Annotated in this window: 27 protein-coding genes and 1 pseudogene; 19 read left to right on the top strand and 9 right to left on the bottom strand. The window is 58.6% G+C overall.

Annotated features, from left to right (window positions below; translation table 11 throughout):
* Window positions 1-44: 44 nt before the first annotated feature.
* The 3 genes and pseudogenes from VGC33_RS21535 to VGC33_RS23295 all read left to right on the top strand — a co-directional run bounded on the left by VGC33_RS21535 (window position 45) and on the right by VGC33_RS23295 (window position 2,325).
* Window positions 45-971, top strand: a complete 927-nt coding sequence (locus tag VGC33_RS21535) for a LysR family transcriptional regulator (RefSeq protein ID WP_331122807.1) — start codon at window positions 45-47, stop codon at window positions 969-971.
* 64 nt (window positions 972-1,035) lie between these two features.
* Window positions 1,036-1,692, top strand: coding sequence for an NUDIX hydrolase (locus tag VGC33_RS21530; protein ID WP_331122806.1), 657 nt, complete (start codon window positions 1,036-1,038; stop codon window positions 1,690-1,692).
* Between the two features lie 77 nt (window positions 1,693-1,769).
* Window positions 1,770-2,325 (top strand): annotated as a pseudogene (locus VGC33_RS23295) (LysR substrate-binding domain-containing protein).
* Here VGC33_RS23295 and VGC33_RS21520 read toward each other — a convergent pair.
* Entirely contained in the window at window positions 2,214-3,026 is an 813-nt protein-coding gene (locus tag VGC33_RS21520; protein ID WP_331122804.1) for an NAD(P)H-dependent oxidoreductase, read from the bottom strand. The pseudogene VGC33_RS23295 and the gene VGC33_RS21520 sit on opposite strands and share 112 nt — an antisense overlap.
* Window positions 3,027-3,111: 85 nt before the next feature.
* Between VGC33_RS21520 and VGC33_RS21515 the strand changes: the two genes are divergently transcribed.
* Together VGC33_RS21515 and VGC33_RS21510 are read left to right on the top strand one after the other, a co-directional pair.
* Window positions 3,112-4,005 carry a LysR family transcriptional regulator gene (locus VGC33_RS21515; RefSeq protein ID WP_331122803.1) on the top strand — a complete coding sequence of 298 codons (894 nt, stop codon included), beginning with the start codon at window positions 3,112-3,114 and terminating at the stop codon, window positions 4,003-4,005.
* A 191-nt stretch (window positions 4,006-4,196) separates the two neighbouring features.
* On the top strand, window positions 4,197-4,409 hold the full coding sequence (locus VGC33_RS21510; protein ID WP_331122802.1) for a DUF378 domain-containing protein: 213 nt from the start codon (window positions 4,197-4,199) through the stop codon (window positions 4,407-4,409).
* Between the two features lie 112 nt (window positions 4,410-4,521).
* Here VGC33_RS21510 and VGC33_RS21505 read toward each other — a convergent pair whose 3' ends face one another.
* Window positions 4,522-6,915 carry a TonB-dependent receptor domain-containing protein gene (locus VGC33_RS21505; protein WP_331122801.1) on the bottom strand — a complete coding sequence of 798 codons (2,394 nt, stop codon included), beginning with the start codon at window positions 6,913-6,915 and terminating at the stop codon, window positions 4,522-4,524.
* A gap of 414 nt (window positions 6,916-7,329) precedes the next feature.
* On the opposite strand from VGC33_RS21505, the gene VGC33_RS21500 reads away from it, so the two are divergent.
* The 5 genes from VGC33_RS21500 to VGC33_RS21480 are packed head-to-tail and all read left to right on the top strand — an operon-like array spanning window position 7,330 to window position 11,168.
* A complete protein-coding gene (locus VGC33_RS21500; RefSeq protein ID WP_331122800.1) occupies window positions 7,330-8,370 on the top strand; it encodes a hemin-degrading factor in 1,041 nt (346 codons plus the stop codon).
* Window positions 8,367-9,182 carry a heme/hemin ABC transporter substrate-binding protein gene (locus VGC33_RS21495; protein WP_331122799.1) on the top strand — a complete coding sequence of 272 codons (816 nt, stop codon included), beginning with the start codon at window positions 8,367-8,369 and terminating at the stop codon, window positions 9,180-9,182. The genes VGC33_RS21500 and VGC33_RS21495 overlap by 4 nt, the downstream gene beginning before the upstream one ends.
* Window positions 9,182-10,183 carry a FecCD family ABC transporter permease gene (locus tag VGC33_RS21490; RefSeq protein ID WP_331122826.1) on the top strand — a complete coding sequence of 334 codons (1,002 nt, stop codon included), beginning with the start codon at window positions 9,182-9,184 and terminating at the stop codon, window positions 10,181-10,183. The genes VGC33_RS21495 and VGC33_RS21490 overlap by 1 nt, the downstream gene beginning before the upstream one ends.
* Window positions 10,176-10,955 carry a heme ABC transporter ATP-binding protein gene (locus VGC33_RS21485; protein WP_331122798.1) on the top strand — a complete coding sequence of 260 codons (780 nt, stop codon included), beginning with the start codon at window positions 10,176-10,178 and terminating at the stop codon, window positions 10,953-10,955. The genes VGC33_RS21490 and VGC33_RS21485 overlap by 8 nt, the downstream gene beginning before the upstream one ends.
* Window positions 10,956-10,994: 39 nt before the next feature.
* Window positions 10,995-11,168 carry a hypothetical protein gene (locus tag VGC33_RS21480; RefSeq protein ID WP_331122797.1) on the top strand — a complete coding sequence of 58 codons (174 nt, stop codon included), beginning with the start codon at window positions 10,995-10,997 and terminating at the stop codon, window positions 11,166-11,168.
* Between the two features lie 83 nt (window positions 11,169-11,251).
* On the opposite strand, the gene VGC33_RS21475 is transcribed toward VGC33_RS21480, so the two are convergent.
* A complete protein-coding gene (locus tag VGC33_RS21475) occupies window positions 11,252-11,971 on the bottom strand; it encodes an ABC transporter ATP-binding protein (protein WP_331122796.1) in 720 nt (239 codons plus the stop codon).
* A 33-nt stretch (window positions 11,972-12,004) separates the two neighbouring features.
* Complete coding sequence (locus VGC33_RS21470) at window positions 12,005-12,784, bottom strand: ABC transporter permease (protein ID WP_331122795.1); 780 nt, start codon at window positions 12,782-12,784, stop codon at window positions 12,005-12,007.
* A 452-nt stretch (window positions 12,785-13,236) separates the two neighbouring features.
* Here VGC33_RS21470 and rfbB point away from each other — a divergent pair, with 452 nt between their 5' ends.
* Window positions 13,237-14,295: a dTDP-glucose 4,6-dehydratase gene (gene rfbB / locus VGC33_RS21465; RefSeq protein WP_331122794.1), complete on the top strand. Its 1,059-nt coding sequence runs from the start codon at window positions 13,237-13,239 to the stop codon at window positions 14,293-14,295.
* A 43-nt stretch (window positions 14,296-14,338) separates the two neighbouring features.
* Here rfbB and VGC33_RS21460 read toward each other — a convergent pair whose 3' ends face one another.
* The 5 genes from VGC33_RS21460 to VGC33_RS21440 form a co-directional block, all read right to left on the bottom strand.
* On the bottom strand, window positions 14,339-15,616 hold the full coding sequence (locus VGC33_RS21460; RefSeq protein WP_331122793.1) for a rhamnosyltransferase WsaF family glycosyltransferase: 1,278 nt from the start codon (window positions 15,614-15,616) through the stop codon (window positions 14,339-14,341).
* A 9-nt stretch (window positions 15,617-15,625) separates the two neighbouring features.
* Window positions 15,626-16,492, bottom strand: a complete 867-nt coding sequence (locus VGC33_RS21455) for an SDR family oxidoreductase (protein ID WP_331122792.1) — start codon at window positions 16,490-16,492, stop codon at window positions 15,626-15,628.
* 4 nt (window positions 16,493-16,496) lie between these two features.
* Window positions 16,497-17,060 carry a dTDP-4-dehydrorhamnose 3,5-epimerase gene (gene rfbC, locus VGC33_RS21450; RefSeq protein ID WP_331122791.1) on the bottom strand — a complete coding sequence of 188 codons (564 nt, stop codon included), beginning with the start codon at window positions 17,058-17,060 and terminating at the stop codon, window positions 16,497-16,499.
* Window positions 17,057-17,938: a glucose-1-phosphate thymidylyltransferase RfbA gene (rfbA, locus tag VGC33_RS21445; RefSeq protein WP_331122790.1), complete on the bottom strand. Its 882-nt coding sequence runs from the start codon at window positions 17,936-17,938 to the stop codon at window positions 17,057-17,059. The genes rfbC and rfbA overlap by 4 nt, the downstream gene beginning before the upstream one ends.
* Before the next feature lie 196 nt (window positions 17,939-18,134).
* The gene (locus VGC33_RS21440; protein ID WP_331122789.1) at window positions 18,135-18,731 is read right to left on the bottom strand and encodes a DUF3313 family protein; all 597 of its coding nucleotides are present in this window, start codon (window positions 18,729-18,731) and stop codon (window positions 18,135-18,137) included.
* 232 nt (window positions 18,732-18,963) lie between these two features.
* Between VGC33_RS21440 and apeA the strand changes: the two genes are divergently transcribed.
* The 8 genes from apeA (at window position 18,964) to VGC33_RS21400 (ending at window position 25,792) form a co-directional block, all read left to right on the top strand.
* Window positions 18,964-19,341: an ApeA family protein gene (gene apeA, locus VGC33_RS23360; RefSeq protein WP_524535658.1), complete on the top strand. Its 378-nt coding sequence runs from the start codon at window positions 18,964-18,966 to the stop codon at window positions 19,339-19,341.
* Between the two features lie 268 nt (window positions 19,342-19,609).
* A complete protein-coding gene (locus VGC33_RS21430; RefSeq protein ID WP_331122787.1) occupies window positions 19,610-20,332 on the top strand; it encodes a beta-ketoacyl synthase chain length factor in 723 nt (240 codons plus the stop codon).
* Window positions 20,332-21,135, top strand: a complete 804-nt coding sequence (locus VGC33_RS21425) for a lysophospholipid acyltransferase family protein (protein ID WP_331122786.1) — start codon at window positions 20,332-20,334, stop codon at window positions 21,133-21,135. The genes VGC33_RS21430 and VGC33_RS21425 overlap by 1 nt, the downstream gene beginning before the upstream one ends.
* Before the next feature lie 17 nt (window positions 21,136-21,152).
* On the top strand, window positions 21,153-21,416 hold the full coding sequence (gene apeE, locus VGC33_RS21420) for an ApeE family acyl carrier protein (RefSeq protein ID WP_331122785.1): 264 nt from the start codon (window positions 21,153-21,155) through the stop codon (window positions 21,414-21,416).
* A 39-nt stretch (window positions 21,417-21,455) separates the two neighbouring features.
* Entirely contained in the window at window positions 21,456-21,701 is a 246-nt protein-coding gene (locus tag VGC33_RS21415; protein ID WP_331122784.1) for an acyl carrier protein, read from the top strand.
* 4 nt (window positions 21,702-21,705) lie between these two features.
* Window positions 21,706-22,305 carry a COG4648 family protein gene (locus VGC33_RS21410; protein WP_414636974.1) on the top strand — a complete coding sequence of 200 codons (600 nt, stop codon included), beginning with the start codon at window positions 21,706-21,708 and terminating at the stop codon, window positions 22,303-22,305.
* Window positions 22,269-24,062, top strand: coding sequence for an ApeI family dehydratase (locus VGC33_RS21405; protein WP_331122783.1), 1,794 nt, complete (start codon window positions 22,269-22,271; stop codon window positions 24,060-24,062). The genes VGC33_RS21410 and VGC33_RS21405 overlap by 37 nt, the downstream gene beginning before the upstream one ends.
* The gene (locus tag VGC33_RS21400) at window positions 24,053-25,792 is read left to right on the top strand and encodes a glycosyltransferase family 2 protein (protein WP_331122782.1); all 1,740 of its coding nucleotides are present in this window, start codon (window positions 24,053-24,055) and stop codon (window positions 25,790-25,792) included. The genes VGC33_RS21405 and VGC33_RS21400 overlap by 10 nt, the downstream gene beginning before the upstream one ends.
* Window position 25,793: the final 1 nt, after the last annotated feature.

Raw genomic sequence — 25,793 nt, 5'->3', positions numbered from 1 at the left:
ACTGGGGAATCCGCTACTATTTGTCCAACAGATATATGATATGAATGAGTATTTGTTTTATGGATTTTCACGGTATCGATCTGAATTTACTGGCCGCGTTTGACGCGCTGATGGAGGAGCGCAATGTGACCCGCGCGGCGGCGCGCGTGGGCGTAAGCCAGCCGGCAATGAGCGCGGCGCTGGCGCGTTTGCGCGCGTTATTTGGCGATCCGTTGTTCCTGCGCAGCGCCGAGGGGCTGCTGCCCACGCCGCGCGCCAGGGATATTGCGCAACCCATCGCCCAAGCGCTGCGGCAGATAGAAGCGGCGCTGGTGGCCAAGCCGCCGTTCATGCCGGCGATGGCATCGCTGGCCTTCACCCTTGGGCTGTCGGACTATCCGGCGTTTGTGCTGCTGCCCGCCCTGATCACGTCGCTCGAGCAGCAGGCGCCGGGCGTTTCGCTGCACGTGCGCGCCCTCACCGGCCGGGATAGCGCCGTAGACCTGCTCGACGCGGGCACCATTGACCTGGCGGTCGGGGTCATGCCCGTTCGCCCGGAAAACAGGATAATGACCAAATCCATTCTCCGCGACGAGTTTGTCACCATTACCCGCCGCGACGGCACGACGGCGCGGGACAATATAACGCTTGAGCGTTTTCTGTCCATGCGCCATGTTCTCGCCTCTCCCGAGGACGATCGGCACGGGTTGGTTGATCAAGCGCTGGCGCAGATCGGCAAACAGCGAATCCTTGCGCTGACGCTGCCCCATATGTTTGCGATACCCACCGTCGTGGCCGGGACCGCCATGACGGCGACCTTGATGCGGCGGGTGGTGCTCAATTCCTCCGTCCGGCACGAACTGGCCCTGTTTCCACCGCCCGTGATATTGCCTACGATAGAATTCCACCTGATCTGGCACCGGAAAAGCGATCAGCATCCGGCACAGCGCTGGTTCAGGGATTTGATAGCGTCACAGGCTTTATCGTTGTAATAATCATTTGCCCGGCGGGCAAACCGGCGGTACGGTATTTCAGCGATTTTTTTCCAGCGAGGATATGATGACTGCAAAAAACGGTGAAAACGAAAATAAGAAATCCGGTTCTTTATCGGCAATCGTCGTGGCGCAAAAATTACAGGCGCTGGCGCAAACCGGGCTGACCTATACCAAAGATCGTTATGATATTGAGCGTTACCAGGAACTGCGCAACATCGCCGCACAGCTCACATCCGATATCTTGGCGCTGGATAATCCGCCGGTATTGGATGCGTTTAAACAGCAGGAAGGTTATGCCACGCCCAAGGTCGACACCAGGGCGATAATACTGCGCCAGGGTAAAATCCTGCTGGTGAAGGAGGCTGACGACCAGCTGTGGAGCCTGCCCGGCGGCTGGGCCGACGTCGGCGATAGCCCGTCCGGCGCGGTGTGCCGTGAAGTCGAGGAGGAAACGGGCCTGAGCGCCAAAGTAGAGCGCCTGCTGGGGGTATGGGACCGTAATCAGCATGGCCACCCGCCTTATCCCTGGCATGTCTATAAGCTGATATTTCATTGCCGGGAACTGGGCGGCGAATTACGTTTAAGCGCGGACTCGCTGGACATTGATTTTTTCGACCCCCTCGACCTGCCGCCTTTATCTTTAACCCGCATCGTGCCGATGGAGATTGCCGAAAGCCTGGAGATTATAAAAAATAATAAAAGCACCTGGTTTGATTAACGCCAGGCGAGGGAGATCAATTAAGTCCAAACAGTGACGTGGTGGTGCGCAGCGGCGCTATCGGCGATTCCCAACTCATGGCAAAAAAGCTGGCGGTATTCAGTTCAAAAGTGGTGGCTTCGCCCGCTTACCTCGCCCGGACCGGGGTCCCCTTGCATCCGGATGATTTACAGCGTCATGCCTGCCTGCACTACCGTTTTCCCCACAGCGGTAAAATTGAATCCTGGCAATTACTGGACCTGGATCCGGCGGCGGCCAACCCGCTGCCTGTCGCCATGGTGCGCAATAATATTCAGGGGCGGCTGAGCTTTGCGCGGCGCGGGGCTGGCATGGCTACCGGATTATATTGTCCAGCCCTCGCTTAACGAGGGCGCGCTGGTCAGCGTGCTGGATAAGTATGCCGTCAGGGCGGAGCCGCTATGGCTGTTATGGCCTTGCGGGCCTTACCTGCCGTTAAAGACACGGGTTTTTATCGATTATCTGGCCGGATGGTTTACGCGCGGCGATGCAAAGCCAGGCGGTCAAGCCGGGCCGGACTCGGCGTCGCCCGCAAAGGAGGAACGCCGGTGCGCGGCAAAACCGGACTGCCCCGGCGCAACCTCCGGCCGCAGCGTCAGTTCGGGGATAATATAGTCGCCGGCATTCTGCGGGCGGAAGGGGATCGGCGCGGTGGACCAAAGACGGTCCAGCCGTTGTCCCAGCGCGTCGCACAGCGTCGAATATCGGGCGTCGTCCATGCGGCCGGTACGGTAGACCAGGAACGGCGGCAAGACGTCGAAACCGGGGTAATACAGAACGCCGTGCTGAATCGGAAACAGAATGTCTTCCATCGGGCCATTGATGCCGCGCGGGCCATAATGCGGTTCCCACCCCCCGGTGGTCACCATCAGCATCGCCCGTTTTCCCGCCAGGGAACCTTCGCCGTAGCGGTCTCCCCAGCGCGCGTCCGAGTGTTCCCCCACGCCGTAAGCGAATCCGTAGGCATAAACGCGCTCCACCCAGCCTTTCAGGATGGCCGGCATGGAAAACCACCACAGCGGAAATTGCAGGATGACCGCATCCGCCCAACGCAGTTTTTCCTGTTCAAGCGCGATGTCGGGGCTTTGGCGGCCCTGCTCGAAGGCAAGCCTGGAGTCCAGCGAGGGGTCAAAACGCGCGCCGGCTTGGCCGTCCAGGCTATCGTTAGCGTCGAGGACGGCTTTCCAGTTCATCGCATAGAGGTCCGATACCTGGACCCGGTGGCCCGCCTGCTCTAGATGTTTAACCGCGAAATTTTTCAGCGCGCCGTTTAATGATTGGGGTTCGGGATGGGCGTAGACGATCAGGATGTTCATGATGGGGCCTTGTGTATGGGAAAAAGGCAGGATAGGCCGCGTTGAGGTATAGTAGAAATGAATTTATTCTATTACAGGTATAGCGATGATTAATCTGCAACAGCTGGATCTTAACCTGCTGGTCACGCTGGATGTGCTGCTCGTGGAACAAAACGTCACTCGCGCGGCGCGGCGGCTTAATCTTTCGCAGCCCTCGGTCAGCGTCCATCTCGCCAAATTAAGGGAAACATTTGGCGATCCCCTTTTGCTGCCGGGACCCCGGGGCATGATCCCCACGCCAAGGGCGGAAGAGCTGCGCACGCCGTTACGGCTTGCCCTTGACGCGCTCTCACATGCGATATCGCCCGCCGCGCCCTTTGACCCGTCCACATCCAGCCATACCTGGCGCGTCGCCGCCTCCGACTACGGCGAATCGACGGCGCTGCTGCCCGCGCTGCCGGGATTGCGCCTGATGTCCCCCGGCAGCAGGCTGGCGGTGCTTGCCTCGGTACCCTCGCTTATCGCCCGGCAAGCGGAACAGGGAGAGATTGACCTGGCTTTTCATACCCGCGAAGGTTCGCCGCCCGGCCTGCATCGCCGGGTGCTGTTTGCGGAGCGCTATGTTCTGGTCGGCCGCGCCGGCCACCCGCGGTTAACCGGGACGCCGACGCTGGCGCAATTCTGCGCACTCGATCAGGTGATCGTCTCGCCGGACGGCGGCGGGTTTCAGGGCATTACGGATATCACGCTCGCCAAGGCGGGGCTGGCGCGCCGCGTAGTGCTTTCCGTGCCGCATTTTCTGTTGGTCATGTCGGCGCTGGCCGCCACCGATCTTGTCGCGATGCTGCCCTCGCGCCTGGTGCGCAATTCCCCCGCGCTGCGGGTGGTCGAGCCGCCGGTCGAGGTCGAGGGCTTCGAGTTGGTCATGCTATGGCATGAACGCACTCATCGCGATCCGGCGCATCAATGGCTGCGCGCGCATATCGCGGCGTCGGTTTGAGCAATGGCGTTTTTGGCCTGTGATTACGACTGAAAAGTGATCTGTCGCAAAGGTTATTATGGTAATGGTTAAAGAATGTATACTGTAAATATAATCTAATGAATATAGGTTCACATCTTAAATAACCTTTCTCATCCGGTCATCAATAAAATATTAATTACCACGTTGTTTATTTTTCTTGCGGAGGAATGATGAAAATATTAACCACTATTGCGCTGGTCTTGCTGATCATTGGCGGGCTGAACTGGTTACTGGTCGGACTGTTTCAATATGATTTGGTCGCCGCCTTGTTCGGCGGGCAAGCCGCCGTGTTGTCGCGAATTATCTATGCCATTGTCGGACTGTGCGCCCTTTACACCATAGCGCTGTTGCCAAAATTGCGCACCGCTTGCCATCACGCATAAAAAGCCATCCTTTTATATACACAATAGGACGGGAACAATAATTATCCCCATCGCCAAGAAGGGGAAATGATAAATATCCCCGCCCATTAAGGGCCGGGGATATTATTACGCTTTAAAAATCTACATTGACCCCCACTTGGAACGAACGTCCCGGCTCGACGGCCAGCGCCTGGTTGGCGAAATCCTGCGGCGTTACGTCGGTCAGTTGCCGGCTGCTCAAGTAATCCCAATATTTGCGATCGGTCAGGTTATACACGCCGCCGCTAAGCCTGACGTTTTTCGCCACTTGCCAATAAGCGGTCAGATCCACCAGGCCATAACCGGGGATGCGCATATAGTCCGTGGTGGCGTCGGTCAATTCGGTGCCGCTGTTGGTATAGCTTTGACGGTTGGTGGCGGTGGCTTTTTTCCCCTTCTGGAACGTCGAGGTGATGGCGGTGCCGTAACGCTTGGCCGGATCGTCCCAGGCCAGCCCCACAATCGCTTTCATCGGCGCCACGCTGTCCAGATCGACATAATCGTCGCCCCTGTAGCTGGACTTGGATTTGCCTTTGTTATAGCCAAACGCCAGGGTGGCGCTCAAGCCGTCAACCGATTCAAACCAACTGCCGAAATTGAATTTGCTGCTGAACTCCCCGCCGTAAATAAACGCCTTGTCGCGGTTCTCCGCTTTATAGGCGGTATAAATATTGCCGGGAACGTTGGTGAATTCGCCGGGATTGGCGCTGCGGGTGTAGCGGGTATTGGCAATAAAGTTTTTATAGGTGTTGTAGAACAGCGCGCCGTTAAACGTTATCCCGGGCGTGATGTCGCCTTTCAGACCCCATTCAAAATTATTGCTGGTCTCGGTTTTCAGATCCGCATTGCCGATCAGGGCATATTGCTGGCTGCCGGCATAGGTAGAGCCGAGATTCCACGAACCGTATAACTGGCTGGCGTCGGGGAACTGCGCGCCGCGTTTGTACTGCAGGTAAGTCGTCAGGGTCGGGGTAAGATCGTACAGGAAGCTCAGGGACGGCAAAATCTGGCTATCGCTGTTGGTTTTGCCGTACAGGGATTCCACGTCGTCCGGCGTTAGCACCGCGCTGCCGGAGGTCAGGCTGGATACATTGCTCGGTTTGCTGTTCTGGTAGACCGCGCGCACCCCGGGCACAATGGCAAAGTCGTGACCGGCCAGGTCAAGGCTGATGCGGTCCTGGACAAAACCGCCCAGGGTGTAGGTGCGGCTATCGGCCTCGGGCTGCATGATGGCGCTGTAGATGCTCGGCGCCGGATACTGCGCGAACGGCCGCTCCGTCTCGGATTGCCGGGCGTTAAGGCCGGCGCTGAACGCATGAATGCCGACGGCTTTCTGCCACTGGCTGTCAAATCCCCAGGTATCGACATTGTAATCGGACTGCACCCGCTCGCGCGTGGCGGCGGTCAGCGGCATATCGGTGTTGTCGTGGGCCTCGGCGTTCTGGTAGTACAGCTGCGTGTCCAGCTGATCGACCCAGCCCAGCTCTATCGGCGTCCAGCGATCCTTCACGCTCAGGCTCCAGCGGCGGGTATCGCTTTGCTGTTGCGACGTGCCGATCACGCTGCCGCCGGCGCTGTTCCAGGTATCGAAATGGGTATGGTTGGTCTTATCGTAGTATTCCGCCGTCCCGGTAAACTGATGCTCTTCATTAGGCTGCCAGATGCCGCTGGTCATGATGGCGGTGGAATGCCAATTGGCCGGGAAGGCATCGGCGCTGTCGCTATTGATGCGCGTTTCCTGCCCGTCCCGCCTGCTTATCACCACCAGGCCGCGCAGTTCCTCGTCGCCGGCCGCCGCGGTAATGCCGTTGTGCCAGCCGCGGTTGGCCGAATCGTAATCGCTTTGATAACCAAAATAGCTATTCTTTTTATAGGTCAGATAATCATCCGGCGACTTGGGCAGGAAGGACACCGCGCCGCCGATGGCGGTATTGGCGCGTTCTGTGGGCGTGGCGCCGGAGGCGATATCCACCTGGCCGTACATATAGGGGTCGATATAGTCGCGGCCGATGCCGAAGGTGCCCAGGCCGGCGCGGCTGGCGTAGGCGCGGCCGGTGGCGTTGGGCAGCGGGATGCCGTCCACGTCGATACCGACGCGGTTGCTTTCCAGTCCGCGAATGTTATAGCCGGTATAACCGCTGCGATCGAAGCCGCTTTTCCCCGACGACGAGCCGGCGCTGGAGCCGGTGGCGCTGATTAACGGCTGGTAGCGCATAATGGTGCCGAAATCATTGCCGCCGTGGCGTTGCATATCATTGGCGCTGATATGGGTAGCGGTGCCGGCCTGTTTCACCAGACGGGGCGCGTTTACCTTGATGACATCTTCAACGGCGGCCGGTTCTTTTACCGGCTGTCCATTGGCGTCTTTATCAACGCTACCGGTGGGAACGCTGTTTTCCACGGCGCCGGCATTTAACGTAGGCAAGGCAAACAGCGCGGTAAAAATAATAACATTAAAAGGCCCTTTCCGCCTTTTGTCAGTGGACATAATATAGCCTCAAAGCTGAAGAATGATACGTTAGCGCTCAACCATTGCCGGAGTATTAGTATGGATATAAAAACCAAAATAATTTTTTAATTATAAGTTCCACGCTAATGCCCTTATTGGAATAAGGGCATTATGGCGGTCCATTATTATGCGCACAGCGTTATAACCCGGCGGCCATCCCATGGACAGGGATTATCGCCCTGGATAAATTACCGGGTTCGCCGGTATTCACACACCGCCGGTAATGTCTTTTCCCCCTGGAATAACTAAGACTATTACAGCATTTAACATTTAATGATAACGATAATAATTACGATAACAGAAATCATTATCATCTTTATACATTCTTACGTTATAATTGCAACAATTTCACATTAACTGTTTTACCTACGCCGGTGGCAACAGGATCCGAAAATGAACGAACGTTATCAGCACTATTTACAGCTAAAACAGCAGCAGCCCAAAAAATATGCCCGGGAACTGGCGCAGTTGATGAATATCAGCGAAGCGGAACTGGCCTGGGCCAGGGTAGGCCAGGATGCGCGGCGCCTGAAGGGCGATATGCCCGCGCTGCTGCAGGCGCTGGCGGCCGTGGGCGAGACAAAATCCATTACCCGCAACGAATATGCGGTGCATGAGCTGATCGGACGTTACGACAACCTGCGTCTTGGCGAACACGGCGGGCTGGTATTAAACCCACGGGCCTTGGATTTGCGCCTGTTCGTCAGCCAGTGGAACTGCGTTTTCTCCCTGTGCGAACCGGGGCCGCGCGGCGAAAGGCAAAGCCTGCAGATATTCGATCATCAAGGCGACGCGGTGCTTAAAATCTATGCCACCGAACACACCGACCGGGCAGCCTGGGACCAGCTGGTCGCCGGCTTCGCCAGCGACGGCAACCCCGGTCTGGCGCTTAAGGCGGCCACGCCTGCGCAGACCGCCGCAAACCGGGCCGTTGCGGATAACCGGCGCATTGAGCTGGACTGGCGCGCCATGACCGATGTGCATCAGTTTTTCCCCTTGCTCAAGCGCCACGCCATTACCCGGCAACAGGCGTTTCGCGCCGTGGGCGACGATCTGGCGCTACAGGTGGATAACCAGTCGCTGAGCCGGATATTGCATGCGTCGCTTGCGGATGCCAACGAGCTTATGGTCTTTGTCGGCAACCGCGGCTGCGTGCAGATTTATACCGGTATCATCGAGAAAGTGGCGCCGATGGAAAAATGGATAAATATTTTCAATCCCCGTTTCACGCTGCATTTGGTGGAAGAGGCAATTGCCGAAAGCTGGGTGACGCGCAAACCGACCCGCGACGGCATGGTCACCAGCCTGGAACTGTTTGCGCGCGATGGCACGCAAATCGCCCAACTGTTCGGCCAGCGCAGCGAAGGGCAGCCCGAGCAATCCGCTTGGCGCAGGCAAATCGACCTGCTGACGCAAAAAGGCCTGCCGGCATGAAAAAATGGCTCATCGTCCTGCTGGCCCTACCGTTCGCGGCGCTGGCGCAAACGCGCGTGGTGAGCATCGGCGGCGACGTGACGGAAATCGTTTACGCCCTCGGCGCGGGAAACCAACTGGTGGCGCGCGACAGCACCAGCCTGCACCCGGCCGCGGCCACCGCCTTGCCCGACGTGGGGTACATGCGCATGCTCAACGCCGAGGGCATCCTGGCCATGCGCCCGACGATGGTGCTGGCCAGCGATCAGGCCAAACCGTCGCTGGCGCTGCAACAGGTGGCCGATAACGGCGTCAGGGTGGTTAGCGTGCCCGGCACGCCTGATATCGCCACCATCGACACCAAGATCACCCGCATCGCCTCGGCGCTCGGCCGGCAGCCGCAGGGCGAAACGCTGCGCGCCGATATCCACCGCCAGATGGCGGCCATCCCCACCGCGCCGCTGCCGGTAAAAGTGCTGTTTATATTCAATCATAGCGGCATGACCACCATGGCCGCCGGCCAGGAGACGGCGGCCGATGCCGCCATACGCGGCGCCGGCCTGCAAAACGCCATGCAGGGATTCAAGCATTACCAGCCGCTGTCGCAGGAGGGCGTCATCGGCAGCGCGCCGGATCTGGTGCTGATTACCACCGATGGGGTAAAAACCCTGGGCGGCGAAGATAAGGTCTGGGCGCTGCCGGGTCTGGCATTAACGCCGGCGGGCAAGGCGCGGCGGCTGCTGGTGCTTGATGATATGGCGCTGCTGGGTTTTGGCCTGGAAACGCCGGCGGCCATCGCCCGCCTGCGCCAGACCGCTGAAATGCTGCCATGATGCATGCCGTCCGCCCGGCCCGGTTTTTACTACTGCTGGCGCTGGTGCTGCTGGGCGCGGCGGCGCTGGCGGTGAATGTCGGCGCGATGCATCTGTCGCTGGTTAGCCTGTGGCAACGGCCTTTCGACGCGGCGCTGTGGCATATCTGGTGGCATATCCGGCTGCCGCGCATTCTGCTGGCGGTGATTATCGGCGCGGCGCTGGCCCTGTCCGGCGGCGTGATGCAGGGGCTGTTTCGCAATCCGCTGGCCGACCCCGGCCTGCTCGGCATCAGCAGCGGCGCGGCGCTGGCGGTAGCCCTGTCGATCGTCCTGTCCCTGGAACTGCCGCCGCTGCTGGCGCTTTACTCCCCCATGCTGGCGGCGTTTATCGGCAGCATGGCGGTGACGCTGTTTATATTTACCCTCGGCCGTCCCGGCCATAGCTCCCTGTCGCGCCTGCTGCTGCTGGGCATTGCCATCAATACCTTATGCGGCGCGGCCATCGGCGTATTGTCCTGGCTCAGCGACGATCGGCAACTGCGGCAACTGTCGTTATGGGGCATGGGCAGCCTGGGGCAGGCGCAATGGCCGACGGTGCTGGCCTGCGCCTCCCTGGTGTTGCCCGCCGCCCTGCTGGTGCAGCGTCAGGCGGCGCGGTTAAACCTGCTGCAACTGGGCGACGAGGAAGCCCATTATCTTGGCGTGGACGTGAAGCGCATCCAACGGCTGTTGCTGATGCTCAGCGCGCTGCTGGTGGCGGCGTCGGTGGCGGTCAGCGGCATTATCGGCTTTATCGGCCTGGTTATCCCCCATCTGGTGCGCATGTGCCTGGGTGCCGACCATCGCTGGCTGCTGCCGGGCGCCACCCTGGCCGGCGCCACCCTGCTGCTGCTGGCCGATACCCTGGCCCGCACGGCGGTGGCGCCGGCGGAAATGCCGGTGGGATTGCTCACCAGCCTTATCGGCGGCCCCTGGTTTTTGTGGCTTATCCTGCGCCGTCGCGGGGTTGATAATGAATAATACCTTGACCGCCGAAGGCGTCGGCTATCGCTTGCCCCATCGGCGATTGCTGGAGAATATTTCGTTAACCCTGTTTCCCGGCGAACTGGTGTCGCTGATAGGCCCCAACGGCGCCGGTAAATCCACCCTGCTGCGCCTGTTGACCGGCTACCTGGCGCCAAGCGTTGGGGAGTGTCGCCTTAATGGCCGCTCTCTGCGTCTGTGGCCGGCGGAGGAACTGGCGCGGCTGCGGGCGGTGATGCGGCAGCAAAGCAGTATGTCCTTCCCGTTTACCGTGGCCGAGGTGGTGGCCATGGGCCGCGCGCCGTGGCAAAAACAGCCGGCCCGCGACCTGGTGGCGCAGATCATGGCGTTTACCGGTTGCGATGTCTTGGCGGGGCGCGATTTCCGCCGTCTGTCCGGCGGCGAGCAGCAGCGGGTTCAGCTGGCGCGTACGCTGGCGCAGCTGTGGCAAGGCGATGGCCCGGCAGGGTGGCTGTTTCTGGATGAACCCACCTCCGCCCTGGATTTATATCATCAGCAGCATATCCTGCGCCTGCTGCGCCGGCTCACGCAGACCGGCCGCCTGACGGTATGCTGCGTACTGCATGACCTGAATCTGGCGGCGCTGTGGTCCGATCGGATTTTAATGTTGCATGAAGGCCGGCTGGCGGCGAGCGGCACGCCGGCGCAAGTGTTGACCGAAACGCGGCTGACGCAGTGGTATCAGGCCGATCTGGTGGTGCGGCCCCATGTGGAATATGGCGTGCCGCAGGTTTCGCTGAAACGGTGATCGGGCGCTGGCAGTTTGCTGCCGGAAACGCTAGTGCCAATGATCTATTTTATTGCCGTGGGTTCGCTGGGCGGCGCGTTATTCGCCTTAACGTTAACCGATCAGATAATCAGGATAGCGTTTATCCTCTATATGGTGTTCGCCATAATGGATTGCCTTTTTCGCCGGGGATTTCTCGGCAGGCGGGAGAAAAAACGCGTATCCCGCCGGTGAACGACGCGCTACATGCCCGGATAAACGTCGGCTTGCTGGCGGCGGTGCTGATAGCCATCACGCTCTAAGGTTTGCGGCCGCCGTCAAAGCGCATGAATATCCTCCTCATGAATGGCACCCTGATCCAGCCGGAAAAGACGATTGCACAGGCGTTTGATAAGCCCCATGTCATGGGAGGCGAAAACAAAAATATCGGTCCCGGCAATCCAGTCATGCATGCGCTTCTCGGCCTTTTGTTGAAAAGAAGCGTCGCCGGTGCCGAACATTTCGTCTATCAACAGGATTTCGGGCCGGACCGAAGTGGCCACGGCGAACATCAGCCGCATGGTCATTCCCGACGAGTAGGTGCGCACCGGCAGCGCCAGAAAATCGCCCAGCTCGCTGAAATCCTCGATATCCGGTACCGCGGCCCTGGCCTGCGCCTTGGAATGCCCCATCAGCAGCAGCATGCGCATGATATTTTCATAACCGGACAGTTCGGGGTCCATGCCGGCGCCCAGCTCGAACACCGTCGCCACCGATCCGGTACGCGTCACCGTGCCGGCGGTGGCGCGGTAAATCCCGGCCATGGTGCGCAGCAAAGTGCTCTTGCCGGCGCCGTTATGGCCGATCAAACCCAAGGCATCGCCGCTGCGCAGGCGAAAACTGACCCGATCCAGCGCGGTCACCGTGACGATGGCGCCGGCGCTGTTGCCGATACGGCCGCCGGTGCCGATCCTGACCAGCTGATTGCGCAGGGATTGCGTATGGGCGTTATAAATGGGATATGCAACCGTGACATTATCAAAGTTAAGTGATGCCATAAGGAGAGTTCCACCCTAAAAAACTGCGCCGGTTTAAATCCAGAATGCCAATCGCGGGGCGCGGCGGTTAAACAGCAAAAGCGTCACGGACCAGCCCAGCAAAGCCATGGCGCCGGCCACCAGGTAGACGAAAGCCCCGGGCGCAGCGCCGAAAATGGGTTCACGCACCAGGGTGATAAAATAGGTAAAGGGGTTCAGCCAGATAATCGCCTGGTTCACACCGGCATGCCCGGCCTTGTAGATAACCGGCGTCAGGAAAAAGATAATCGGCATCAACGACTGCACTATTTGCTCCACGTCGCGAAACCTGGCGCCGATTAATCCCAACAGCACCAGCATCCACAGCAGGTTGATCAGAACCAGCGCCAGACCGGGAAGGCAGAGCAAGGTTACCCACCCCACCGGCTGGGGAAAGACCAGTAGCACCAGGACCAGGACAATCAGGTTATGCATAAGCGTAATGAACTGGCGCGCCATCAGCTGAATGGGATGAATAAAATAAGGCAACTGCAAATTGCGGATGATCTGCGCCTGGCGTACGAACACCGAAGCGCTCTCCGTCACGCAGCCTGAGATGAATTGCCATAACAACAATCCGACGGTCAGCGAAGGGATCAGCTGGCTGCGCTCCTGGCCGAGCAACTGGCTCCAGATAAGACCCAGACCCACCACGCCGATCGCCGCGCCGAGGGTAAGCCATAGCGGCCCCAGCATGCTGCGCTTATAACGCGCCTTGGTATCGCTGTAGGCTAAATGGCCAATCAGCGGCAGGTGGCGCAGGCTCTTAAGCAAGTCGTTAAAGGCAAAGTTCATTGCGGCGGCTCACTCTAAAGCGCGATGATAAATTGGATAAAAAATAATATCAGACATTATTTTGACCCTAATAATTAAATAAGGCCTCGTGTCCGTGTCATCATTGTGGAGATTAAGAGGCGCGAGACCAATTGATTTAAGCGCAACATCTTATTTGTCTTTAAAAATAAGTCAATACCTCCTCTTCCGGTAATGACTGTATTAGCATTTCAACAAGATGATACCTACCTCATTATTTAATTGAGGTTGTTAATTTATGGGTATGGCGCGGGATTATTTGGACAGAAGGCATCCGCAGTAGGCCATTGGGCATAAGGCCGCGATATTAACAGGCGCCTATCGTGCCCGGAATATCCTGGCGTACCCACGGACTCCGGACGGTATCCATCGCTGGACCTCATTGGGAAATATAGGGTTATTTTTCGCCGTTACTTTCAGGAAAATATAAGGCTATGAGCATATTGGTTACAGGCGGGGCGGGATTTATCGGCGCTAACTTTATTCTTGACTGGTTGGCGCAGCACGACGAGCGGCTAATCAATCTCGACAAAATGACCTATGCCGGCAACCGGCAAAACCTGGCGGGACTGGACGACGATCCGCGCTATATCTTTATCCGCGGCGATATCGGCGATCGCGATGTGGTCGATAGCCTGCTTAAAATCTATATGCCCCGGTGCGTGATTCATTTTGCCGCCGAAAGCCATGTCGATCGTTCCATTCTCTGTCCCGGCGAGTTTATCCAGACCAATGTGGTCGGCACCTTCAATTTGCTCGACAGCGTGCGGTTATACCTGGACTGCGCCGATAACGCCGTTAAGAACGGCTTTCGTTTTATTCACGTATCCACCGACGAAGTGTACGGCACCCTGGCCGCCGGCGCGCCGGCCTTTCGTGAAACCGATAGCTTTGCACCCAATAGTCCTTATTCCGCCAGCAAGGCGGCGAGCGATCATCTGGTGCGGGCTTATTATCATACCTACGGCCTGCCGGCGGTCATTACCCATTGTTCGAACAACTACGGCCCCTATCACTTCCCGGAAAAGCTTATTCCGCTCATGATCCACCAGGCCCTGGCCGGCAAATCGCTACCGGTCTATGGCGACGGACGGCAAATCAGGGATTGGCTGTACGTGAAGGATCACTGTGCCGCCATCCGCTGCGTCCTGGCTTCCGGCCGCGTGGGGGAGACGTATAATATCGGCGGATGGAACGAAAAGACCAATATCGATGTGATAACCAAAATCTGTTTCCTGCTCGATACGCTGCGACCCAGGGCGGACGGCAAGCCCTATGCCGGACAAATCCAGTTTATCAAAGACCGGCCGGGGCACGATCGCCGGTATGCCGTTAACGCCGCCAAGATAGAAGCCGAACTGGGCTGGCGGCCGGCGGAAACCTTCGAGACCGGCATCCGCAAGACCGTGCAATGGTATCTGGACCACCAGGACTGGGTCGACAACGTCGCCAGCGGCGCTTATACCCAATGGGTCGAGAAACATTACCGTTGAACCCGCCTTGCGTCGGCGGGCAACGATAAACCGCCTTAATCCGTCATGGTAAATTGTCCGTGACATAGTCATAGATTTTGGTCATCTGCGATTCCCAGTCCAGCGGCGCCATGGCGGCCAAACCGCCGTCCGCCAGGGTTTGCCGCAGCGTGCTATCGTTATAGAGTGCGGTAAACGCCTCCAGCATCGCCTGGGGGGTGGGATCCGCCAGCCAGGCGTTGACGCCATGGCGGCAAAACCATTCCACCTGCGGTCCGTTATTGGAAATAACCGGCACGCCGGATGCCATTAACTCCACCGGCAGATACGACAGATTGGTACCGGAAAACGCCATGCCCAGATCGCAGGTGCGATACAGCTCACCGGTATCCTTAAGCGTCAGATTGCCCATCAGGGTGGCCGGGAACGGCGGACGCGCCTTTAAATCCAGGCCGGCGATAACGATTTCGACATCGGGATAATGGCCGGCTATTTTTTTCAGCGACGCCATGCCCAGATCGAAGCAGCGGCGTTCCGTGGAGGGCCGGCCATAAAAAAACAGCCGGGACACCGTTTTGCGTACCTTGGTAATGCCGGTCGCCGGATAAAAAATGTTGCGATCGGCGGCAAACAGGTAGTTCCGGGCCCTGCCGCCATGGGATTCATAGCAATGCTTTAGCCAGCCCCCGCCGGTAATGCCGATAAAACCAAAACCATAGGTGGCGTTGGCCTGCATGGACGCCGTGCCGTAGGCATAAAACAGGCTTTCATCATCCTGCATAAAATAAAATTTTTCCCGCGCAAAAGGGAATGCCCGCACCTGGTATGCGGATTGCCAGGTGGTGGCGATGGCGCCGGTGCACGCGGGAAGCAGGGCGGGGTCGATCATCACTTCCAGTAAACACCCCGGCAGGGCATGATTTAACTCTTCCTGCAAAGGCCCAGGTGACTTGTGGCGTAAGTTGTTATAGATAAATACAATATTGCGGGTATCATTTTTAGCAAAATGGTTGGCAAAACGGAATAAGGTATAATGGCCGCCGCCCCAGACATTTGTCCAATCGGGAACAAACCAGATAAAGGTGGGCCGGTTATCGCTGTGGCGCACCGCCACCGCCGCGCCGCCATAAGCAGCCCAGGGTGTATAATCCAGCACGGCGCCGGCGGAAATCACCGGGTCCATGGTTGCCATTTCCGGCCACACGCTATTGGTGCCGGCATTGACCTTTTGATGCAATAAGACGAAGAAGCGTGGGAAAAGTTTATATAAGGCGAATATCAGCGCGTTGCCATAGCCAAATTTCCTGGCCGACTGAAAGAAATTCTGTAATTTACTGTTCATAATGCCCGTTCATCCCTGGAATGTGGCGACATACCTTGCCAGATCTTCCTGCCAATATCCCGGCTTGCAGGTCGCGCTTAACGAAGGAAGATAGATTGATTGAATCCCCTCGGAAAAGGGACGCGGCGCCGATAACGGAAACCTGGACGACTCCACCGGCACAATACTGCCCTGGAATTTTAATATCTCGCCGATGGCTCGGGCGATATCAAACCGACTGATGGTGCCATGGCTGGCAAAATGAAAAGTGCCGGTCTGCCGATTGGCCATCGCGGTAATAATAAAATCGCTCAGCTGGCCGGCGTGGGTAATACTGCCCAAACGATCGCTTACCGCTTTAAGTTCGGTAGCCCCGGCTTTGATCTGCTGGATAATCTTGCCGACAAACTTATGATCTTTGCCCGGACCGCCGCCGATCATCCAGCCGGCGCGTAATATCAGGTGATTATCCGGACAGAGGGCCCTTACCGCTTCTTCGCCGTTTAGTTTTGAGCGCCCGTAATAATTAGTCGGCAGGGGAATATCCAGTTCGTTATAGTTTATCTTGCCTTCGGCGCCAAAAACGTTCGACGAGGAGATATATAACAACCAGGCGCCGCAGGCTTGGGCCGCCCTGGCGATTTGTTCCGTCGCCAGATGATTGCAAATCCCGGCCCGCGCCGGTTCACGCTCACATAAATCCACGTCGGTTTCGGCGGCAAAGTGCAGGATCACCTCCGGCGCGGCTTCTTTCACGTAGGCATAAATTGCCTTGTAGTTGGCCAGGTTGAAATGGCGGCGCTCGGCAACGATAACCTCGTAGCCGCGATCGTTAAGCGTTGTGGCGACATAGGTACCTAACATGCCGGTACCGCCGGTGAGGAATATTTTTTCCATATCGTTAAAATACCTCGGCATCGGCAAGAAGGTCGCCGCGCTGGTCTTTGACGGATAATGTCGGTTTGAACAACGCGCCCTCCGGCGCCATGGCCTGACGCCATGTCACCGCGATGTCCGGATCGTCGAAACGTATGCAGCGGTCATATTGCGGGCACCAGTAATCGGTCACCATATATTGCAGTTTTGCCGTGGCGGACAGCACTTGGAATCCATGGGCGAAGCCCTCCGGGATCCACAGCTGGTGGTGGTTATCCGCGGACAACAGCGCCCCCGTCCAGCGGCCGAAGGTCGGTGACTGCCTGCGCAGATCCACCGCCACGTCAAACACGTCCCCCGCCACCACCCGCACCAGTTTGCCCTGCGGCCGGCCGATCTGGTAATGCAGCCCGCGGATCACGTTTTGCGCGGAAAAGGACTCATTGCTCTGGACAAATCGCAGGTCGCGATTGACGGCCCGCTGGAAATTTTCCTGATTGAAGCTTTCATAAAAATAACCGCGTTCATCTTTAATCAGGGTGGGTTCGACCAGCAGTACGTCGGCAATAGTCTGGGGGGTGAAATTCATGCTGTATTCCCTTCGAGTAAAAAATTCAGATATTGTCCGTAGCTGTTCTTCATCAATGGCCTTGCCAGCGCGGCTAATTGCCGATCGTCGATCCACCGCTGTTTATAAGCAATTTCCTCCGGACAGGAGACTTTTAATCCCTGCCGGCTTTCAAGCGTGGCGATAAACTGCCCGGCCTCCAGTAACGCCGTATGGGTGCCCGCATCCAGCCAGGTATATCCCCGGCCCATGACTTCCACCGTCAGCGCGTCTTTTTCCAGATAAAGCCGGTTCAAATCGGTAATTTCCAATTCACCGCGCGGCGAGGGCGATAATGTTTTTGTCAATTCACAGACATGCTCATCATAAAAATACAATCCTGTTACCGCGCAGGTGGAGGTGGGGTTGGGCGGTTTTTCCTCCAGGCTGACGACTTTGCCTTCCGGACCGAATTTCACGATGCCGTAGCGTTGCGGATCGTTGACGTGATAAGCAAAAGCGCATGCGCCGCTCTCGCAGCACATGGCCTTTTTCAGCAGTTTCGGCAAATCATGGCCGTGGAAGATGTTATCGCCGAGGATCAGAGCGCAGGGGGTGCCGTCCAGGAAAGATTCTCCCAGGATAAATGCCTGTGCCAGTCCGTCGGGAGAAGGCTGCACCAGATAATTGAGATTTATTCCCCATTGTTCCCCGCTGCCTAACAACTGTTTAAAACGCGGCGTGTCTTGTTCAGTGGAAATAATTAATATTTCTTTGATTCCCGCCAGCATCAGTGTGCTTAGCGGATAATAGATCATCGGCTTATCGAATACGGGCAGGAGCTGTTTTGATATGGCCAAGGTGGCGGGATGCAGGCGAGTACCCGCGCCGCCGGCGAGAATGATTCCTTTCCGTTTCATTGGTTGAGTCCTCAACGCTTACGTCGCGTCCTGTCCTTAGGGTGTGGATAGAATTTACTGAAATAGCAAAAATTATTATTTTGATAAATATTAGCCAGCTTTGTTTTAAGAGATAACTTATTTCTAAATATACACCCTTTTAATATACCGTATCCTAATGGAATATATAGCAGCCCGCCGCCAATATATTATTAACTCACATGCCGGGGCGTAACAACGGGCCGAATTCGACGCAGGCCTTATCCAGCGCAATGGCCGCCGGGGCGAGGGCGCTGAACCGCGCCTTGAAATCGCCAAGCGGCGCGAAATACCCCATGTTCAGGGCCGCCAGCTGCTGATGGGTGCCGCTATCCAGCGCCTCGATTTCCACCGACGCGCCGCCCCGATCCAGCGGCGCGGCAAACATCGCCACGCTCAGCACGTTTAATGACGCAGAGACGGTGGCGATATCCGTGATCGCGGCGCGAACCTCCGCCGGTCGTCCCCCAGCCGTCGCCGGCAGACGATTGATCTGCGCCTGTAGCCCCGCTCGCAGTGCGTCCAAAAGCCGCGTGCGTTCTTCCAAAGACAGATTGTTTGATGATTTCACCCGCCATTCCACGCTGGTGATAAAGGTATGCGCCGGATCAAGCGCATACGGGGTGCGCAGCGTGCGTTGGCCGCCGTCGGGAGACGCCGTCAGGCGTTCGTATGAACTCAGGAATCCGCTCGGTTTGGTCGGCATGGTGGTGCCGCAGGCCGTTAACAACAGGGCCGCCGCCAGGACCGCCGCCCGCTTGGGCTGATTACGCATATTGACTCCGATAAGGATAAGTTGCCGCTTCGCCGCGCAGATGCCGAACAAATTATCATCCACCGCCGGAGAAAGCGACCCCGGACGCGGGCGGTGGCGGTGGCGAGCACGGCGCTGATCAGCGGCGGTCATGGCCCGTTGGTTGTCCGCGGCGATCTGGTAGCCGGATAAAACGCCCGCGCCGAGGGCTGCTGGCCTGAATCCTTTGCCAAAACGTGATTAAACGGCGTCTATGATTGATGCCGGTGTATTTACGGACGTTTTTCCACCCCTGAATAGCGATATTTACATCCCCGGTCCGGTTGTTTATGATGTTTGCGCCACAGCGGACATACTTGATCGGGTAAAAAACGCTATTCTGCAGGCAGGTTCAGCCCATCAATGGAAAATGACGCCGGCCCAGCCCGGTATCATTAACGGCCGCCTTAACCCGCGCGACCACCAGGCCGATATTCAAATCGTCTACAGCGCGACAGAGTATAAAATCAATTATATCGCCAGCAAAAACCTGCTGGCCGACGGCAGAGGCCATATTCATCGTAATTATAATAACTGGATAAAAAATCTCGATAAAGATATCCAGCTGAATTTAGCCGCCACCGCGCAATAAGTTAATATTACCGGCGGGCCGCGATATAACCGGCCCGTTCGGTGGATATTGACGTTCACCCGGTTCTTTATTACTGGCAACATGCCACGCACCCCGGCGAATTTTCGCCGCGGCGGCCCCGTTTTGCCCACCAGCCCCATTAACCCGCCGCCCTGCGTTGATTTTCGGCAACCGGCGCAGTTATGCATTGTAAACAAATGTAAACGTGGCAACAGCGAATCGGCTATGATAGATAAGAGATCGGTAAGTATTATGCCAGTGAGAATATATGAAATTATCGATAACCATCCTTGACTGGCAAGCTTCGGCGCCCGGCTTGTCCGGGCCGGACGACTGGCTACGGTGGAGCGCCGGCGCGCCGCTTATCGCCCAAGACGCGCCGCTGCCGCCCTGCCGGCACCTGCCGATGATGACCGCCAGGCGGCTAAGCGCCGGCAGCCGGCTGGCGGTGGACCATGGCCTGGCGTTGCTGCGGCGCCATCAGCCCGATGCGGTAATTTTTACCAGCCGTCACGGCGAACTCGAGCGCAACCAGCGTATACTCGACGCGCTGGCGGGGCTCGCGCCGCCGTCGCCCACCGATTTCGCCATGTCGGTGCATAACGCCGCCGTCGGCAGCCTGACGATCGTGGCGAAAGCGCCGCTGGTATCAACCTCTCTTTCCGCCGGGGAAGACAGTTTCCAGCAGGGCCTGGTTGAAGCGCAGCTTTTTTTGCAAAGCGGTTACCAGCGGGTGCTGCTGGTGGACTTCGACAATAACATCCCGGCGTTTTATCGCCCTTACCTGGCGGGCCAGACCCCGAATTATCCCTACGCGGTGGCGCTTTTGCTGACGCCGGCCGCCACGCTGAGCTGCCAATCGCGGCGGCGGGATGAGCCGGCCTCTCCCCGTATACTGCCGCAAAGCCTGGCTTTCCTGCACGGCTGGTTAAGCGGCGCAACGGCATTTACCCTTACCGGCGAGCGCCTGAGCTGGCACTGGAGTTGTTGATGAGTACCCGCGTGGCGACACCCGCAGTTCTCCGGCCCGATAATCAGCTGAAGTTTGTCTGGCGCATGCTGATGACCGGCGGCTGCTTCGCGTTATTCGGAATCGGCGGATTGCTGCTGACGGCGTGGTTTCATATCCTGTGTCTGTGGGAAAAAGACCCGCACGCGCGCACGGAGAGCGCGCGCCGGGTTATTTCAGCGAGCTTTCGGCTATTTCTGAACGTAACGCGGCGGCTCGGGGTACTGGATTACCGCATCCACGGCGCGCAGCTGTTGCGCGAAGATCGCGGCAACCTGGTGCTGGCTAATCATCCGACGCTGCTGGATTACGTGCTGCTGGCCTCGGTCATGCCGCAATGCGATTGCGTGGTCAAGCGGGCGCTGCTGGATAATCCCTATGTCAGCGGGGCCATCAGGGCGGCGGATTACCTGATTAACGCGCAGGCGGAGATCCTGCTTAAGGAAAGCGAAAAACGCCTGCGGGCGGGGGACAGCCTGCTGATTTTTCCGGAGGGAACCCGCTCGCGCCCAGGCGATCCGATGAAGCTGCAGCGTGGCGCGGCAAACCTGGCGGTACGCAGCGCGTGCGATATCCGTATTGTCCATATCCACTGCAGCCAGCTGTTTCTAAGCAAGGGCAGCAAGTGGTATCAGATCCCGCGGACCAAACCGCAGTTTACCGTTGAGGTCAAAGCGCGATTTTCCGCCGGTGATTTTTTTGCCGGCGGAGATCAATCGCCCGCGCTGGCCGCACGGCGTCTGACCCGGCATCTGGCCGGGGTGCTGGCGCCGGAGAATAGTTAATCTTTTGAGATGATATAATGGAACAACTTAACCAGGATATTAAACAGTTGATCATCGATACCCTGAATCTGGAAGGCATCGGCAGGGACGATATCGACACCGACGCGCCGCTGTTCGGCGAAGGGCTGGGCTTGGACTCCATCGACGCCCTGGAATTGGGACTGGCGGTAAAAAATCGTTATAACGTCGTGCTTTCGGCGGAAAACCAGGAAATACGCAGGCACTTTTTTTCGGTGGCCACGTTGTCGGCGTTTATTCAGTCGCAACGCGCAGCCGGATAAATATTCATCAAAGCAACGCTTATAAAAACAGGCCCACAGATGGATAAACACGTAATTTACCAAGACGTGACGCAATTGCTGATCGCTTTGTTTGATATCGAACCGGCACTGATCACGCCGCAGGCGCGGCTGTACGAGGATTTGGATCTCGACAGCATCGACGCCGTGGATATGGTGGTGCATCTGCAAAAAAAAACCGGCAGAAAAATCAAGCCCGAGGCGTTTAAAACCGTACGCACGGTGCAGGATGTGGTGGATGCGGTGGCCGCGTTATTGGCGGAATAACATCGTGACGTCAGGGTCCGTGGCTGTCCCGACCCGCGTCCTGGCGCTCAGGGCGATCCGCCTGTTCAGCCTGGCGGCGGTGATACTCTATCCCCTCGCCGTTTGGTACGGCATCACCCAGGGGCGATCCGATCTGATGGCGCTGGCGCTGGCGGCCGTTTTTCTACTGCGCCTGCTGGTGCTGCGGGGTCTTCTGCCGGCCCTGGGCTGGCTGGCCAAAGCGCTGGCGCTGTTCGGCATCCTGCTGTGCGCGGCCAGTTGGCTGCTGAAAAGCCATCATCTGCTGCTCTGGTATCCGGTGATGATGAACATGCTGATGTTGCTGCTGTTCGGCGCATCCCTGTTCAGCCGGGCCAGCCTGGTGGAGCGTTTGGCCCGGCTGCGGGAACCCGCCCTGCCGCCGCGGGCCATAGCCTATACCCGGCGGGTGACGCAGGCCTGGTGCCTGTTTTTTGTGGTTAACGGCGGCGCGGCGCTTTTTACCTGCCTGTATGGCGACATGCCCTTATGGGCGCTCTACAACGGTGTCGTCAGTTATCTGCTGATGGGGCTGCTGATGGGAATGGAATGGATAATCAGGAAACAGATACAGCCCGGCCGCTAGCGCCGCATAACGTCATTGCGCCCGCGCGCTGGCTGAGCCGCGAACGCCCCGACGCCACGCCCGTCGCCTGGCGGGGGGACCGTTGCCTGGATTTGGGACAATTGCGTCATGACGTGACGGTATTATGGCACGCCATGGCCGATGCCGGCGGCAGCCGATGGGCGCTGTGCTTCGATGACGGCTACGATTTTCTGGTGGCGCTTCTCGCGCTGTGGCACGGCGGCAAAACGCCGGTCATTCCCGGTCATAATCGGCAGGCATTGCTGGCGGAACAACGGCATTTATTCGACGGCGTCATCAGCAGCCTGCCGCTGACCCTGGATTGCCCCCTGATTGATCCCAGGCAACCGCAAAAGCCGGCCACCCTGCCCCTGCCGCCGCTGGCCGGAGACGTCAGGCTGGTATTGTTTACCTCTGGATCCACCGGCCGGCCAAAAGAGGTGACCAAAACGCTTGGCGCCTTGGCAACTGAATCCCGCTGGCTGGCGGCGCTGATGCGCGAACGCGTCGGTGCTGATACGCTTGCCGGGTGCCGGGTGATATCAAGCGTTACCCACCAGCATTTATACGGACTGACCTTCGCCATTTTTTTACCGATGAGCCTGGGACTGCCCTTTACCCTGGAAACCGCGCGTTATCCGGAACAGTTCATCCGCCAATGCGCCGGTCATCCGGTGCTGTTTATCAGCAGCCCGGCCTTCCTGGCGCGGCTCGACCCGCAGCTGCCCGCGCCGCGTTGCATCGGCGTATTTTCCGCCGGCGGCCCGCTGTCCTGGCCCGACGCCCTGGCCGCCGGGCGATGGCTTTCGACCGCGATAACCGACATTTATGGCACCACCGAAACCGGGGTAGTCGCCTGGCGGCGTCGCCATGGCGAAAACGATTTATGGCAACCGTTCGCGGGCGTCGAATTTCACGCCGCCCAGGGCCGGACCCGGGTGGTGTCGGCGTTGATAACCGCGCCAGAGGGTCAAATACTGGATGATAGGCTGCAATTCGGCGAAGATGGCCGTGAGTTTTCCCTGGCGGGACGTGACGACCGGGTGGTGAAAATTGAAGAAAAAAGGCTGTCGCTGGCTGATATTGAACAGCGGCTAAATGCGCTGCCGGAGGTTGTGGAAGCGGTGGCGCTGCCGCTGACCCGGCACGGCCGCCTTGCGCTTGGCGCGGTGATGGTGTTATCACCCGCGGGGATTGCGCTGCTGGCGGCCGGCTCCCTGCCCGCGCTGGTGCGGCAATACCGGCGCGCGCTCGGCGCCTGGCTTGAGCCGGCGGCCGTGCCGCGTTACTGGCGCGTGGTGGGCGCGCTGCCGCGCACTCCCCGGGGAAAATACGACGGAGACAGGCTCAAGGCGTTGTTTTTCATGATGCTTCCCATTGAGATTTCACGCCAGGCGCTGTCCGGGGGCCGGGCCGAGCTGCTGCTGCTGCTGGATCCGGCCCTGTTCTGGTTTCGCGGCCATTTTCCCGCGCAGCCGATATTACCGGGGGTGGCGCAGATGGATTGGGCGATGCACTATTTTCGCGAACTGCTGGCCCTGCATCTGCCCGAAGGGGATGAACCGGCATCCGCCGCGCGCTTCAGCGGCATTGAAAATATGAAGTTCCAGCGGCCGGTTAAACCAGGCCAAACGCTGCGCCTGCATCTGGAATGGCAGGCGCCGCGCCGGTTATTGCTCTTTCGCTATACGCTGTGCGATACAAGCCTTAAGGACGAGCCCACCATCAGCAGCGGAAAGATAACGCTATGTCACTGACAGACACCCGCGCCGCGGTGCCGGCGACCTGTATCATCATCCCCTGTTTCAACCATGCTCCCATGCTGGCCGGCGTATTGACGCGCCTGCGGTCTTACGGCTTGCACTGTTTTATTATCGACGACGGCAGCGATGCTCCTGGCGGGGAGATCCTTGCGCGGCTTTGCGCCGGGCAATCCGATATTACCCTGCTGCGCCTGGCGACAAATCAAGGCAAGGGCCGGGCGGTCATGGCGGGGCTCGTCTTGGCGGCGCAGGCCGGTTATAGCCATGCGCTGCAGGTGGACGCCGACGGCCAGCATCAGCTGGAGGATATTCCCCTGTTGCTGCGCGCCGCGTCCGAGGAACCGGATAAACTGATCTCCGGCCGGCCGGTATATGATGGCTCGGTGCCGCGCGCCAGGCTGTATGGCCGCTATATTACCCACGTCTGGGTGTGGATCGAAACGCTGTCGCTGTCGCTGCAAGACAGTATGTGCGGCTTTCGCGTTTACCCCATCGCCGCCACCCTGGCGCTGGCGCGGCGGGTCCGGCTTGGCGGACGCATGGATTTCGATACCGACGTGATGGTTCGCCTGTATTGGCAAGGCAATGAAAGCAGGTTTGTGCCGACCCGGGTTATCTACCCCCCGGACGGGGTGTCCCATTTTGACGGCCTGCGCGATAACTGCCGCATTTCCTGGATGCATACCCGGCTATTTTTCGGCATGTTGCCGCGTATTCCCACCCTGCTGCTGCGCAACTGGCGGCGGCGTTCGCCACAGCCTCATTGGTCCGCCGTGGCCGAGCGGCACGGCGCCCCCGGCATGCGCGTTATGCTGGCCGCCTACCGTTACGGCGGCAGGCGGCTGTTTAACGCCCTGCTCTATCCGGTGATCGGTTATTTCTGGCTCACCGGCCGGGCCCAGCGCCGCGCGTCCGGGCAATATCTGCAACGGGTGAAACAGACCGCCGCGCTGCAGGGCGTGGTATTGCCTCATCCCCTGTCCAGCTTTCGCCATTTCCTGCGATTCGGCGACGCGATGCTGGATAAGCTGGCCAGCTGGCAAGGCGATATCAGGCTCGGGGAACACATTGATTTTGCCGAACAGTCCCCGGCGCAGCCGGACATCGACCGCCAGCGCGGCCTGCTGATCCTGGCCTCCCATCTGGGCGATATTGAAGTGTGCCGGGCGCTGGCGCAGGGCGGCGGGCGGGTCAGGATTAATGCGCTGGTGTTCAGCGCCCATGCGCAGCGCTTCAGGGCCCTGCTGGAGCGGATCAACCCTGATGCGGGCATCAATCTGATTCCGGTGACGGATATCGGGCCGGAAACCGCCATCCTGCTGCGCCAGAAGCTGGATCAGGGGGAATGGGTGGCGATAGTGGGCGATCGTACCCCGGTCCAGGCGCCGCGGCGGGGCGCCGGACGGCGGGTGATATGGAGTGAGTTTCTCGGCCGGCCCGCGCCGTTTCCCCAGGGCCCGTTCGTGCTGGCGGCGGCCCTGCGCTGTCCGGTGGCGCTGATGTTCGCCCTGAAAGAGCAGGGCAAGCTGCGAATCTATTATGAACATTTCGCCGACCGGTTAGAGCTGCCGCGTCAACAGCGGCAACAGGCGCTGCAGCAGACCGTCGACAGGTATGCGGCGCGATTGCAGCATTATTGCCTGCGCTCGCCGCTCGACTGGTTTAATTTTTTCGATTTCTGGCGTCTGCCCGACCAGCAGGCGCCGCAGCCACCCGAGGCCTGAC

Source organism: Acerihabitans sp. (genome assembly GCF_036398755.1).
GTDB lineage: Bacteria > Pseudomonadota > Gammaproteobacteria > Enterobacterales > Enterobacteriaceae > Acerihabitans.
The sequence above is the reverse complement of the archived record's forward strand: the minus strand, read 5'-3'. Positions and strand labels throughout refer to the sequence as shown.